This window comes from Pseudomonas sp. CFBP 13602 (genome assembly GCF_014842725.1).
Taxonomy (GTDB): domain Bacteria; phylum Pseudomonadota; class Gammaproteobacteria; order Pseudomonadales; family Pseudomonadaceae; genus Aquipseudomonas; species Aquipseudomonas baltica.
Map to the genome: position 1 here is coordinate 20723 of NZ_JACYVT010000006.1, position 13209 is coordinate 33931.

Here is a 13209-nt window from a genome sequence, read left to right on the forward strand (position 1 = left end):
GGGTGGCCGCCATGTTGCAAGTCAGTGTTTATCGCTACAACCCGGACCAGGACGCTGCGCCGTCCATGCAGGAATTCCAGGTCGACACCGGTGGCAAGGATGTGATGGTGCTGGACGTGCTGGCCTTGATCAAGGAACAGGACGAAGGCTTCTCCTATCGTCGCTCGTGCCGTGAAGGCGTATGCGGTTCCGATGGCATGAACATCAACGGCAAGAACGGCCTGGCGTGCATCACGCCGCTGTCCGCTGTCGTAAAAGGTAACAAGTTGATCGTGCGCCCGCTGCCAGGGTTGCCGGTCATCCGTGACCTGGTCGTGGATATGAGCATCTTCTACAAGCAGTACGAGAAGGTTAAGCCGTTCCTGCAGAACGACACGCCGGCCCCGGCCATCGAGCGTCTGCAGACTCCGGAAGAGCGCGAGAAGCTTGACGGTCTGTACGAGTGCATCCTGTGCGCCTGCTGCTCGACGTCCTGCCCTTCGTTCTGGTGGAACCCCGACAAGTTCCTCGGCCCGGCGGCGCTGCTGCAGGCTTACCGTTTCCTGGCCGACAGCCGTGACACCCGGACCAGCGAGCGCCTGGCGTCGATGGATGATCCGTTCAGCGTATTCCGCTGCCGCGGCATCATGAACTGCGTCAGCGTTTGCCCCAAAGGCCTGAACCCCACCAAAGCCATTGGCCACGTGCGGAACATGCTGTTGTCCAACGGCGTCTGATTCATCTGCTACACCGCAAGCCATCACAGCGCAGGATTGATCCTGTGCTGTGATGAAAACCCGAGCGTGGCTGCGTAAGGCTTCGCTTTTACTTTCGAAGAAACAAGACCAGCAGGGGCTCCGGGCTGGTACCCGGACTACCAGCGTACAACTGAGGTGGCTTGCACGGTCGCTGTACATGGACCGCGTCAGTACGCCCAAGGTGTGAGCGCCGGTGGTGTCCCCTAACCGAGGGTGACCAAGCATGCAAGAAAGCGTGATGCAGCGCATGTGGAACAGCGCCCACCTATCCGGTGGTAACGCTGCCTATGTGGAAGAGCTCTATGAGCTTTACCTGCACGACCCTAACGCTGTGCCAGAAGAATGGCGCACCTACTTTCAGAAGTTGCCTGCCGAAGGCAGCACTGCCACCGACGTTGCACACTCCACCATCCGCGATCATTTCGTCCTGCTGGCCAAAAACCAGCGCCGTGCCCAACCGGTTTCCGCCGGTAGCGTGAGCAGCGAGCACGAGAAGAAGCAGGTGGAAGTGCTGCGATTGATTCAGGCTTACCGGATGCGCGGCCACCAGGCAGCCCAACTGGACCCGTTGGGGCTGTGGCAACGGCCTGCTCCGGCAGACCTGTCAATCAACCATTACGGCATGACCAATGCCGATCTGGATACGACCTTCCGTGCCGGCGACCTGTTCATCGGCAAAGAGGAGGCGAGCCTACGTGAAATTCTCGAGGCTTTGCAGCAGACATATTGCCGCACCATCGGCTCCGAGTTCACCCACATCACCGATTCCGAGCAGCGCAGCTGGTTCCAGCAGCGCCTGGAAAGCGTGCGCGGTCGTCCATCGTTCTCGGCCGAGAGCCGCAGCCATGTGCTCGAACGCGTCACCGCAGCCGAGGGCCTGGAGAAGTACCTGGGCACCAAATACCCGGGCACCAAGCGCTTCGGTCTGGAAGGCGGCGAGAGCCTGATTCCGATGCTGGACGAGATGATCCAGCGCTCGGGCTCCTATGGCACCAAGGAAGTCGTGATCGGCATGGCCCACCGTGGCCGGCTCAACGTGCTGGTCAACACCTTCGGCAAGAACCCCCGCGACCTGTTCGACGAATTCGAAGGCAAGAAGAAGGTCGAGCTGGGCTCCGGTGACGTCAAGTATCACCAGGGTTTCTCGTCCAACGTGATGACCGCAGGTGGCGAAGTTCACCTGGCCATGGCGTTCAACCCGTCCCACCTGGAAATCGTGTCGCCAGTGGTCGAAGGCTCGGTGCGGGCCCGCCAGGACCGTCGCAACGACGCGGTCGGCGACAAGGTGCTGCCGATCTCGCTGCACGGCGACGCTGCATTCGCCGGCCAGGGCGTGGTCATGGAAACCTTCCAGATGTCGCAGACCCGCGGTTTCAAGACCGGCGGTACCGTGCACATCGTGATCAACAACCAGGTTGGTTTCACCATCAGCAACCCGTACGACGCGCGCTCCACCGAGTACGCGACCGACGTGGCCAAGATGATCCAGGCGCCGATCCTGCACGTGAACGGCGATGACCCGGAAGCCGTGGTGTTCGTCACCCAGCTGGCGATCGACTACCGCATGCAGTTCAAGCGTGACGTGGTCATCGACCTGGTCTGCTACCGCCGTCGCGGTCACAACGAAGCTGACGAGCCTAGCGGCACCCAGCCACTGATGTACCAGCAGATCGCCAAGCAGCGCACCACGCGCGAGTTGTACGCCGAAAGCCTGATCAAGGCCGGCGTGCTCGACGAAGGCAGCGTTCAAAGCCAGATCGACGAGTACCGCAACGCGCTGGATAACGGTCTGCACGTGGTCAAGAGCCTGGTCAAGGAGCCGAACAAGGAATTGTTCGTCGATTGGCGCCCGTACCTGGGCCATGCCTGGACGGCGCGTCACGACACCAGCTTCGACCTCAAGACCTTGCAGGAACTGTCCGCCAAGCTGCTGGAGATCCCGGAAGGCTTCGTGGTCCAGCGTCAGGTTGCGAAGATCTATGAAGACCGGCAGAAGATGCAGGCCGGTGGCTTGCCGATCAACTGGGGCTATGCCGAGACCATGGCCTACGCCACCTTGGCGTTCGAAGGCCATCCGATCCGCATGACCGGCCAGGACATCGGCCGCGGCACCTTCTCGCACCGGCACGCGGTGCTGCACAACCAGAAGGATGCGGCGACCTATATCCCGTTGCAGAACCTCTACAATGGCCAGCCGCGTTTCGACTTGTACGACTCCTTCCTTTCCGAAGAAGCGGTGCTGGCATTCGAATACGGCTACTCGACCACCTCGCCCAATGCGCTGGTGATCTGGGAGGCCCAGTTCGGCGACTTCGCCAACGGTGCACAGGTGGTGGTCGATCAGTTCATCACCAGTGGCGAGCACAAGTGGGGCCGTCTGTGCGGCCTGACCATGCTGCTGCCGCACGGCTACGAAGGGCAGGGCCCGGAGCATTCTTCCGCACGTCTGGAGCGCTACCTGCAGTTGTGCGCCGAGCACAACATCCAGGTGTGTGTGCCGACCACCCCGGCGCAGATCTACCATCTGCTGCGTCGCCAGGTGATTCGTCCGCTGCGCAAGCCGCTGATTGTGCTCACGCCCAAGTCGCTGTTGCGTCACAAGCTGGCCGTGTCGACCCTGGAAGACCTGGCCGAAGGCTCGTTCCAGACGGTCATTCCGGAAATCGATACCCTGGACGCCGCGAAGGTGACGCGTCTGGTGCTGTGCAGCGGCAAGGTCTATTACGACCTGCTGGAGAAGCGCCGTTCCGAAGGTCGCGAAGATGTGGCCATCGTGCGCATCGAGCAGCTGTATCCGTTCCCTGAAGACGACCTGATGGAAGCGATTGCTGCCTACACCAATCTGGAACATGTGGCCTGGTGTCAGGAAGAGCCGATGAACCAGGGTGCCTGGTACAGCAGTCAGCATCACTTGCGCCGCAGCATGAGCAATCACAAGAAGACCCTGGTCCTCGAGTATGCCGGCCGTGACGCATCGGCTGCCCCGGCTTGTGGTTACGCTTCGATGCACGCCGAGCAGCAAGCCAAATTGCTGCAAGATGCTTTCACCGTTTAATGCCAACGCGCACCTGAAACCGAATTTAAGGAAATACTGATAATGGCTATCGAGATCAAAGCCCCTACCTTCCCGGAATCGGTCGCCGACGGCACCGTTGCCACCTGGCACAAGCAGCCGGGCGACGCGGTCAAGCGCGATGACCTGATCGTGGACATCGAGACCGACAAGGTCGTCCTGGAAGTGCTGGCCACCGCCGACGGCGTGCTGGGCGCGATCGTCAAGAACGAAGGCGACACCGTTCTGTCGGACGAAGTCCTGGGCTCCATCGAGGCGGGCGGCGCCGCTGCTGCACCTGCTGCCGCACCTCAGGCCGCTGCTGCGCCTCAGGCTGCCGCACCACAGGCGGCTTCGGCGCCTGCCGCTGGCGACGATGACGCCATTGGCGGCCCGGCTGCACGCAAGCTGGCCGAAGAAAACGGCATCAACCTGAACAGCGTCAAGGGCACCGGCAAAGACGGTCGCGTCACCAAGGAAGACCTGGTCGCCGCCATCGAAGCCAAGAAGTCTGCACCGGCCGCCAAGCCGGCCGTGCCAGCCGCTGCTGCTGCCATCGTGCAGAGCGTCGGCGACCGTACCGAAAAGCGTGTGCCGATGACCCGTCTGCGCGCCAAGGTTGCCGAGCGTCTGGTGGAAGCCCAGTCGAACATGGCCATGCTGACCACGTTCAACGAAGTCGACATGACCGAAGTCATGGCCTTGCGCTCCAAGTACAAGGACCTCTTCGAGAAGTCGCACAATGGCGTGCGCCTGGGCTTCATGTCGTTCTTCGTCAAGGCAGCCACCGAGGCGCTGAAGCGCTTCCCGGCCGTCAACGCCTCGATCGACGGCTCGGACATCGTCTATCACGGCTACGCCGACGTCGGTGTGGCAGTTTCCAGTGATCGCGGTCTGGTGGTTCCCGTCCTGCGCAATGCCGAGGCCATGAGCCTGGCCGAGATCGAAGGCGGCATCGCCACCTTCGGCAAGAAGGCGCGCGACGGCAAGCTGTCGATGGACGAAATGACCGGGGGTACCTTTACCATCACCAACGGTGGTACCTTCGGTTCGATGATGTCGACCCCGATCGTCAACCCGCCGCAGGCGGCTATCCTGGGCATGCACAACATTCTGCAGCGCCCGATGGCGATCAACGGCCAGGTGGTCATCCGCCCGATGATGTACCTGGCGCTGTCGTATGACCATCGCCTGATCGATGGCAAGGAAGCCGTGACGTTCCTGGTGACCATCAAGAACCTGCTGGAAGATCCAGCGCGTCTGTTGCTGGATATCTGATAAGGCAGCCACAGGTCCCGGGATCCGCCATCGAGCCCACGCAGCTTGATCCGGAACTCGGCACCTGGGCTTCAAGCATGCCGCTAATAGGAATCGTTTTATGACTCAGAAATTCGACGTGGTAGTTATTGGCGCAGGCCCCGGTGGCTACGTCGCTGCCATCAAGGCCGCACAACTGGGCCTCAAGACTGCCTGTATCGAGAAGTATCAAGACGGCGAGGGCAAGCTGGCCCTCGGCGGTACCTGCCTGAACGTGGGTTGCATTCCCTCCAAGGCACTGCTGGACAGCTCGTGGAAATTCCACGAAGCACAGGATGGCTTTGCCATCCACGGCATCAACCACGCTGGCGTGACCATTGACGTACCGGCGATGATTGGTCGCAAGTCCAACATCGTCAAGAACCTGACCGGCGGCGTCGCCGGCCTGTTCAAGTCCAACGGCGTAACCGTGCTGCAAGGCCACGGCAAATTGCTGGCCGGCAAGAAAGTCGAAGTCACCGGCCCCAACGGTGTTGAAATCGTGGAGGCCGACAACGTCATCCTGGCGTCCGGCTCGCGTCCGATCGACATCCCGCCGGCCCCTGTCGACCAGAAGACCATCGTCGACTCCACCGGCGCGCTGGAATTCCAGCAGGTGCCCAAGCGTCTAGGCGTCATCGGCGCCGGTGTGATCGGCCTCGAGCTGGGTTCGGTATGGTCGCGCCTGGGTTCGGAAGTCACCGTACTCGAAGCACTGGACACGTTCCTCATGGCTGCCGACACCGCGGTGTCCAAGGAAGCCCTGAAGACCTTCACCAAGCAGGGCCTGGACATCAAGCTCGGCGCGCGCGTGACCGGTTCCGAAGTGCAGGGTGAAGAAGTCCTGGTCAAGTACACCGACGCCAACGGCGAGCAGACGATCACCTTCGACAAGCTGATCGTCGCCGTGGGCCGTCGCCCGGTCACCACCGACCTGCTGGCTTCGGACAGCGGCGTGGACATTGATGAGCGCGGCTTCATCTATGTCGATGACTACTGCACCACCAGCGTGCCTGGCGTCTATGCCATCGGCGACGTGGTGCGTGGCCTGATGCTGGCGCACAAGGCGTCCGAGGAAGGCATCATGGTCGTCGAGCGCATCAAGGGCCACAAGGCCGTGATGAACTACGACCTGATCCCGTCGGTCATCTACACCCACCCGGAAATCGCATGGGTCGGCAAGACCGAACAGACGCTGAAGGCCGAAGGCGTTGAAGTCAACGTCGGCAGCTTCCCGTTCGCGGCCAGTGGTCGTGCCATGGCGGCCAACGATACCGGCGGTTTCGTCAAGGTCATCGCCGATGCCAAGACCGACCGCGTACTGGGTGTGCATGTGATTGGCCCGAGCGCGGCAGAATTGGTTCAGCAGGGCGCCATCGCCATGGAATTCGGTACCAGTGCCGAAGACCTGGGCATGATGGTCTTCTCGCATCCGACCCTGTCGGAAGCCCTGCACGAAGCGGCCCTGGCAGTGAATGGCGGCGCCATCCACATCGCCAACCGCAAGAAGCGTTAAACAATAAGAAACCACGGTGGCCTGCCCGTCGCATGCCCTGTTCGCAGGGCCTGCCGCGGAATGTCCGCCGGACTCACCTCGCCGGTCAACCGGCGAGTAGCAGTCACAGGTGGCGCGGCACTTCAATCATGAAGCGCAGCGCCGAAAAGCGCAGTACCTAACGAAGACGGTAATAAGCATGAATCTTCACGAGTATCAGGGTAAGCAGCTGTTCGCTGAATACGGCCTGCCAGTATCCAAAGGTTACGCGGTAGACACCCCCGAAGACGCCGCAGAAGCCTGCGACAAGATCGGCGGCAGCGAGTGGGTCGTCAAGGCCCAGGTCCACGCTGGTGGTCGCGGCAAGGCTGGTGGTGTGAAACTGGTTCGCAGCAAGGAAGACGCCAAGGCTTTCGCCCAGCAGTGGCTGGGCAAGCGTCTGGTGACCTACCAGACTGACGCCAACGGTCAGCCCGTCACCAAGATCCTGGTCGAGTCCTGCACCGATATCGCCAAAGAGCTGTATCTGGGTGCCGTAGTGGACCGTTCCAGCCGTCGCATCGTGTTCATGGCTTCCACCGAAGGTGGCGTGGACATCGAGAAGATCGCTCACGACACTCCCGAGAAGATCCTCAAGTCCACCATCGATCCGCTGGTCGGCGCACAGCCGTTCCAGGGCCGTGAGCTGGCATTCCAGCTGGGTCTGGAAGGCAAGCAGGTCGCTCAGTTCGCCAAGATCTTCGTTGGCCTGGCCAAGCTGTTCCAGGACCACGATCTGGCCCTGCTGGAAGTCAACCCGTTGGTCATCAAGGCCGATGGCGATCTGCATTGCCTCGATGCCAAGATCAACATCGACGCCAACGCCATGTACCGTCAGCCCAAGCTGAAGGGTTTCCACGACCCATCGCAGGATGACCCGCGTGAGGCGCACGCCGCCAAGTTCGAACTGAACTACGTGGCCCTGGAAGGCAACATTGGCTGCATGGTCAACGGTGCTGGCCTGGCCATGGGTACCATGGACATCGTCAACCTGCATGGCGGCAAGCCAGCCAACTTCCTCGACGTAGGCGGTGGTGCCACCAAGGAACGCGTAACCGAAGCGTTCAAGATCATCCTGTCCGACACCAATGTCGCGGCCGTACTGGTCAACATCTTCGGCGGCATCGTTCGTTGCGACATGATTGCCGAAGGCATCATTGGCGCGGTGAAGGAAGTCGGCGTGAAAATCCCGGTAGTTGTGCGCCTTGAAGGCAACAACGCTGAACTGGGCGCTAAAGTACTGGCGGAAAGCGGTCTGAACATCATCGCAGCCACCAGCCTGACCGACGCTGCTCAACAAGTTGTCAAAGCTGCGGAGGGCAAGTAATGAGCGTCCTGATCAATAAAGCCACCAAGGTCATCTGCCAGGGCTTCACCGGCTCGCAGGGTACTTTCCACTCCGAACAGGCCATCGCCTACGGCACCAAGATGGTCGGCGGCGTGACCCCAGGCAAGGGTGGTACCACTCACCTGAACCTGCCGGTATTCAACACCGTTCAGGAAGCTGTCGAGAAAACCGGCGCCACCGCTTCGGTCATCTACGTACCCGCTCCGTTCTGCAAGGATTCCATCCTTGAAGCAGCGTTCGGCGGCATCAAGCTGATCGTCTGCATCACCGAAGGCATTCCGACCATCGACATGCTGGAAGCCAAGGTCAAGTGCGACGAGCTGGGTGTCGTCCTGATCGGCCCTAACTGCCCAGGCGTCATCACTCCGGGCGAGTGCAAGATCGGCATCATGCCAGGCCACATCCACTTGCCAGGCAAGGTTGGCATCGTGTCGCGTTCCGGCACCTTGACCTATGAAGCCGTGAAGCAGACCACTGACGCCGGTTTCGGCCAGTCGACCTGCGTCGGCATCGGCGGTGACCCGATTCCAGGTTCGAACTTCATCGACATCCTGAAGTTGTTCCAGGAAGACCCACAGACCGAAGCGATCGTCATGATCGGCGAGATCGGTGGTTCTGCCGAAGAAGAGGCCGCAGCCTACATCAAGGCTCACGTGACCAAGCCGGTTGTTTCGTACATCGCTGGTGTGACTGCTCCTCCGGGCAAGCGCATGGGCCATGCCGGTGCAATCATCTCCGGCGGTAAGGGTACTGCAGACGAGAAGTTCGCTGCACTGCAGGACGCCGGTGTGAAAACCGTGCGTTCGCTGGCCGACATCGGCAAGGCCTTGGCCGAGCTGACGGGCTGGGCAGTCAAGTAAGCTTCGCTTACCTGTTTGCTGGGTTGTTTGCGTAGTCACAAAAGCCACCTTCGGGTGGCTTTTGTGTTTTTGCCGCAGGCCTAGGTTTGCCGTGCCAGCCACTGCTCGCGCGTTAATTCCCAGACCTCTTCCTGCATGCGGCCGCACACGAAGTCCTGGTCTCGCCGAAGAACCACCTGCATGCCCTCGCGCATGGAGATCCGCCGGGACGCCTCGTTTGCCACTGCCTTGGCGACTCTCAAGATGGGTCTGTCCAAGGTCTGGAACCAGAAACGGGTCACCACCTCGCATGCTTCGCCAACCAGCCCCTGGTTTTGCCAGGGCTTGGCAATCCAGAAACTGCGGTTGTCGTCGCATTCGTCCATCAGGCTGATCACGCCAATAATGGTTTCGGGCGCGTCATGCAGCCGGAGTGTCCAATGCCATTCTTCGGCGTCGGCCATGGCAGGCAACGCATCCTCCCGGATGTAGCGCAGCCCCTCGCCGGCGGGGTAGGGCCACGGCATGTTGGCAGTGATGTAGCGAACCATGTCCCAGTCTGCGATCAGCTGCTGGTAGCGCGGCGCGTCGGCCAGGGTGAGCGGGAGCAGCAGCAGCCTGCGGGTACTGAGCGTAGGTATGAATGGGTCCGTACAGTCGGTCATCGTATGACACTCATGAAAGCGGAGGACTTTACTGGACTCACCAAGTCCCGCATGTAAGAAGTATCATTAAACGATGTAGGGGCTTTCCTTAATTGATATGACCATTTATATCGATTGAGGCAATCGACCACATTGATCTGGTTGCGGGTAGCCACTCTCATGTAATATGTCGACCCGCCATAATGTCGCAGCCCATGAACGAAAGTTCAGGTTGTGGATTCTGGCCGGCTGCCAGCAGTGACCTTGTGCTGCAAGGCATGCCAAGGTCGATGTCACTGAAGTCGCTGAAGACAATATTCAACAAGAAAGTCAGCACGCTAAGGACATGAATGTGAGGCCGATGCAACGAATTTGGCCTTCTATGCCATTTACACGGTTTGCCGACGACTCGTTTCGCGGCCCGCTCTGGGCAGCTTGAAACGTCAGCGTGGTCGGATCGAGCCAATGGCGTTCAATCCTAGGAATTTCTGTATGTTGAAGAAAGCGAACACAGCGCTGCTGGGTCTGGCTCTGTCCATCGGGATGGTGTCGGCACAAGCGGCCGAAGCGAAGAAAGTCGACGTCCTGCTGATCGGCGGTGGTGTCATGAGCGCCACGCTGGGCGTGCTGCTCAACGAGCTCGAGCCAAGCTGGTCGATGGAAATGGTCGAGCGCCTGGACGCCGTTGCCGAAGAAAGCTCCAATGGCTGGAACAACGCCGGTACCGGTCACTCTGCCTTGGCAGAGCTGAACTACACCCCGGAAGACAAGGACGGCAAGGTCCAGATCGCCAAGGCGATCGAGATCAACGAAGCCTTCCAGATTTCCCGTCAGTTCTGGGCGCACCAGGTCACTGCCGGTGTTCTGAAGAACCCACGCACGTTCATCAACTCCACGCCGCACATGAGCTTCGTGTGGGGCGACAACAACATCGAGTTCCTTAAGAAGCGCTACGAGGCGCTGAAGGCCAGCCCGCTGTTCGCCGGCATGCAGTTCTCCCAGGATCACGAGCAGATCAAGAAGTGGGTGCCGTTGATGATGGAGGGCCGCGACCCCAATCAGAAACTGGCCGTCACCTGGAGTCCGCTGGGTACCGACATGAACTTCGGCGAGATCACTCGCCAGTACGTCGGCCACCTGAAGGGTCAGAACGGCTTCGATCTGAAGCTGTCCAGCGAAGTGCAAGACATCAAGCGCAACGCCGACGGTTCGTGGCGCGTGACCTACAAGAACCTGAAAGACGGTACCAAGACCGAAACCGACGCCAAGTTCGTGTTCATCGGTGCTGGTGGTGCCGCGCTGCATCTGCTGCAGGATTCGGGCATTCCCGAGGCCAAGGAATACGGCGGTTTCCCGGTAGGTGGCTCGTTCCTGGTGACCGAGAACCCGACCGTGGCCATGCAGCATATGGCCAAGGCCTACGGTATCGCGTCGACTGGCGCGCCGCCCATGTCCGTTCCACACCTGGACACCCGCGTGCTGGACGGCAAGCGCGTGGTCTTGTTTGGCCCATTCGCGACCTTCTCGACCAAGTTCCTGAAGAACGGTTCGTACCTGGACCTGCTGACCAGCACCAACCTGCATAACGTATGGCCGATGACCAAGGTCGGTATCGAACAGTACCCACTGATCGAATACCTGGCAGGTCAGGTCATGCTGTCCGACGACGATCGCTACCAGGCACTGAAGCAGTACTTCCCCAACGCCAAGAAAGAAGACTGGCGTCTGTGGCAGGCCGGCCAGCGCGTGCAGATCATCAAGCGCGACGAAGAGAAGGGCGGCGTGCTGAAACTGGGTACCGAAATCGTGGTGTCCAAGGACAGCAGCATTGCCGGTTTGCTGGGTGCTTCGCCGGGCGCATCGACTGCAGCACCGATCATGATCAACGTGCTGGAAAAAGCGTTCAAGGACAAAGTTGCCACGCCTGAATGGCAAGCCAAGCTGCGTCAGATCGTGCCGAGCTACGGGACTGCACTGAACAACTCGCCAGAGGCTGTGCAGAAAGAGTGGAACTACACCGCCAAGATCCTGCAGTTGGCTGTTGCACCGCCGGTGATCGACCAGGCCGCCGCTGCTGCCAACCCGATCGAAGGTCAGACTGCACCGAAGGCTGAAAGCAATCCAGCGGCCGACATGGCCCTGTAATCCCCAAGCCCTCGGTTTTGGGGGCGGAAGGATTAGCTGTACCGTTTCCGCTGAGTCTTGCACCGATGCGACACACAGGTGCGCTCAGCGGACACTTCGCACTGCAACAGTGCGATGAGCGCGCATTTTCGCTACTCTACGCGCCGTTTTGCCCGGCTTGCCCACAAGGCTAAGGTCCGCGCACCAGGTCTGGCCTCATCCGGCCGACCGTGTTTCCCTCATCCATGGGGAAAACCTCTCTCAATTCCAATCTATTGACGTGGTTTCCTTCCAATGAAAGTGCTTAAAGGCCAGGATATTCTGGCGCTTGGATTCATGACATTCGCCTTGTTCGTAGGCGCAGGCAACATCATCTTCCCTCCCTTCGTCGGTCTGCAGGCTGGCCCGAACGTCTGGATGGCCGCGCTGGGCTTCCTGGTGACCGCAGTGGGTCTGCCGGTGATAACCGTGGTCGCGCTGGCCAGGGTCGGCGGCTCGATGGACGCGTTGAGCAGCCCGATCGGCAAAGTGGCGGGCGGGTTGCTTGCAGCGGTGTGCTATCTGGCCGTAGGGCCGCTGTTCGCCACGCCGCGCACGGCCACGGTATCGTTCGCCGTGGGTCTGGCGCCGCTGACCGGTGAGACACCCCTGGCACTGTTCCTCTACAGCGCGGTGTACTTCCTGCTGGTGTTTTTCGTTTCGCTTTATCCGGGGCGCCTGCTCGATACCGTCGGACGGTTTCTGGCGCCGCTGAAAATCATCGCCTTGGCGGTGTTGGGCATTGCAGCGTTTGCCTTGCCGGTAGGCCCCAGCGGTGACGCGGTACCCGAGTACGTTGCAGCGCCGTTTTCCCTGGGTTTCATCAACGGCTACCTGACCATGGATACGCTGGGCGCTTTGGTGTTCGGCATCGTCATCGTCAATGCCATCCGCTCCAGAGGTGTCGAGTCACCCAAGCTGATCACGCGCTATGCGATCATTGCGGGTCTGATTGCCGGGGTAGGGCTGGCGCTGGTGTATGTCAGTCTGTTCCGCCTCGGGTCGGGCAGCCACGCCGTGGCTGCAGGCGCCACCAATGGCGCAGCGGTGTTGCATGCCTACGTGCAGCACACCTTCGGAGCCCTTGGCAGTGGTTTTCTGGCCGTGCTGATCTCGCTGGCCTGCCTGGTGACTGCAGTGGGTTTGACCTGCGCCTGCGCCGAGTACTTCAGCCGCGTGCTGCCGCTGTCCTATAAGACGCTGGTGCTGTTGCTCGCACTGTTCTCGCTGCTGGTCTCGAACCTGGGCCTGACCAAGCTGATCGCGTTTTCGATTCCAGTGCTGACAGCCATCTACCCTCCCTGCATCGTGCTGGTGGCGTTGAGCTTCTGCGCAGGGCTGTGGCATTCGCAGTCGCGCATTCTCGGGCCGGTGATGTTCGTCTCGTTGCTGTTCGGCCTGATCGATGCGATCAAGGGGGCAGGGTTCTCGCAGTGGCTGCCGACATCCCTGCTCGATCTTCCCCTGAGCGAGCAGGGCCTGGCCTGGCTGGTGCCTTCGGTGGCAACCCTGCTGGTGGCGGTGTTGGTCGATCGCGTGAAGGGCGCACGGGTTCAAGCAGCGGCTTGAGCTGAGCGTCGCCCACAAAAAAGCCAG

At 60.7% G+C, this 13209-nt stretch carries 9 protein-coding genes; 8 read left to right on the forward strand and 1 reads right to left on the reverse strand.

The features are described from left to right. Positions 1-11 precede the first annotated feature (11 nt). The 6 genes from IFU31_RS13475 to sucD all read left to right on the forward strand — a co-directional run bounded on the left by IFU31_RS13475 (position 12) and on the right by sucD (position 8827). The gene (locus IFU31_RS13475; RefSeq protein ID WP_043193659.1) at positions 12-716 is read left to right on the forward strand and encodes a succinate dehydrogenase iron-sulfur subunit; all 705 of its coding nucleotides are present in this window, start codon (positions 12-14) and stop codon (positions 714-716) included. 244 nt (positions 717-960) lie between these two features. Further along, positions 961-3792 carry a 2-oxoglutarate dehydrogenase E1 component gene (locus IFU31_RS13480; RefSeq protein WP_122477300.1) on the forward strand — a complete coding sequence of 944 codons (2832 nt, stop codon included), beginning with the start codon at positions 961-963 and terminating at the stop codon, positions 3790-3792. 42 nt (positions 3793-3834) lie between these two features. Next, entirely contained in the window at positions 3835-5067 is a 1233-nt protein-coding gene (gene odhB / locus IFU31_RS13485) for a 2-oxoglutarate dehydrogenase complex dihydrolipoyllysine-residue succinyltransferase (RefSeq protein WP_122715782.1), read from the forward strand. A gap of 100 nt (positions 5068-5167) precedes the next feature. Then, a complete protein-coding gene (lpdA, locus tag IFU31_RS13490; protein ID WP_122715781.1) occupies positions 5168-6601 on the forward strand; it encodes a dihydrolipoyl dehydrogenase in 1434 nt (477 codons plus the stop codon). Between the two features lie 178 nt (positions 6602-6779). Then, the gene (gene sucC, locus IFU31_RS13495; RefSeq protein WP_122477306.1) at positions 6780-7946 is read left to right on the forward strand and encodes an ADP-forming succinate--CoA ligase subunit beta; all 1167 of its coding nucleotides are present in this window, start codon (positions 6780-6782) and stop codon (positions 7944-7946) included. Continuing rightward, complete coding sequence (gene sucD / locus IFU31_RS13500) at positions 7946-8827, forward strand: succinate--CoA ligase subunit alpha (RefSeq protein ID WP_192103248.1); 882 nt, start codon at positions 7946-7948, stop codon at positions 8825-8827. Before sucC ends, sucD begins: the two co-directional genes overlap by 1 nt. Before the next feature lie 80 nt (positions 8828-8907). Here the strand turns inward: sucD and IFU31_RS13505 are convergent, their stop codons facing one another. Beyond that, a complete protein-coding gene (locus IFU31_RS13505; protein ID WP_192103250.1) occupies positions 8908-9471 on the reverse strand; it encodes a GNAT family N-acetyltransferase in 564 nt (187 codons plus the stop codon). A 471-nt stretch (positions 9472-9942) separates the two neighbouring features. On the opposite strand from IFU31_RS13505, the gene mqo reads away from it, so the two are divergent. Further along, on the forward strand, positions 9943-11595 hold the full coding sequence (mqo, locus tag IFU31_RS13510; RefSeq protein WP_192103251.1) for a malate dehydrogenase (quinone): 1653 nt from the start codon (positions 9943-9945) through the stop codon (positions 11593-11595). Between the two features lie 273 nt (positions 11596-11868). After that, the gene (brnQ, locus tag IFU31_RS13515) at positions 11869-13182 is read left to right on the forward strand and encodes a branched-chain amino acid transport system II carrier protein (RefSeq protein ID WP_192103252.1); all 1314 of its coding nucleotides are present in this window, start codon (positions 11869-11871) and stop codon (positions 13180-13182) included. Positions 13183-13209: the final 27 nt, after the last annotated feature.

Excerpts from the sequence above, each read along its gene's own strand:
- IFU31_RS13505 (WP_192103250.1), bottom strand. The coding sequence starts at position 9,471 with ATGACCGACTGTACGGACCCATTCATACCTACGCTCAGTACCCGCAGG.
- lpdA (WP_122715781.1), top strand. The coding sequence starts at position 5,168 with ATGACTCAGAAATTCGACGTGGTAGTTATTGGCGCAGGCCCCGGTGGC.
- mqo (WP_192103251.1), top strand. The coding sequence starts at position 9,943 with ATGTTGAAGAAAGCGAACACAGCGCTGCTGGGTCTGGCTCTGTCCATC.
- IFU31_RS13480 (WP_122477300.1), top strand. The coding sequence starts at position 961 with ATGCAAGAAAGCGTGATGCAGCGCATGTGGAACAGCGCCCACCTATCC.
- sucC (WP_122477306.1), top strand. The coding sequence starts at position 6,780 with ATGAATCTTCACGAGTATCAGGGTAAGCAGCTGTTCGCTGAATACGGC.
- sucD (WP_192103248.1), top strand. The coding sequence starts at position 7,946 with ATGAGCGTCCTGATCAATAAAGCCACCAAGGTCATCTGCCAGGGCTTC.
- brnQ (WP_192103252.1), top strand. The coding sequence starts at position 11,869 with ATGAAAGTGCTTAAAGGCCAGGATATTCTGGCGCTTGGATTCATGACA.
- IFU31_RS13475 (WP_043193659.1), top strand. The coding sequence starts at position 12 with ATGTTGCAAGTCAGTGTTTATCGCTACAACCCGGACCAGGACGCTGCG.
- odhB (WP_122715782.1), top strand. The coding sequence starts at position 3,835 with ATGGCTATCGAGATCAAAGCCCCTACCTTCCCGGAATCGGTCGCCGAC.